The 254-nt window shown below is 56.3% G+C and carries 1 pseudogene; it reads right to left on the reverse strand.

The features are described from left to right. Positions 1-131, reverse strand: a pseudogene (locus tag EXE47_RS19155) (molecular chaperone DnaJ); the annotation flags it as partial. Between the last annotated feature and the right edge of the window lie 123 nt (positions 132-254).

Here is a 254-nt window from a genome sequence, read left to right on the forward strand (position 1 = left end):
TCCTTGGTCGCCCCGTTGAACGCCTCTTCGAGGTCGATCGTCAGTCCGGTCTTGAGGTCGCGCCCCTGCCGCGGGCGGTTGCCGCCGCCACCGCCGCCGCGGCCGCGACCGCCGCCACCGAAGAACTTTTCCGGTAAAATGTGCGTTCCAATCATGAATACGTCTCTAAGACCGGCGATCACTAACACGGATGTAAGATGATCGTCCCTAACAACTATCCATAAGTCTGAAGTTTTTTATACACACAATCTTAC

Source organism: Halorubrum sp. GN12_10-3_MGM (assembly GCF_005435235.1).
Classification (GTDB): Archaea; Halobacteriota; Halobacteria; order Halobacteriales; family Haloferacaceae; genus Halorubrum; species Halorubrum ezzemoulense.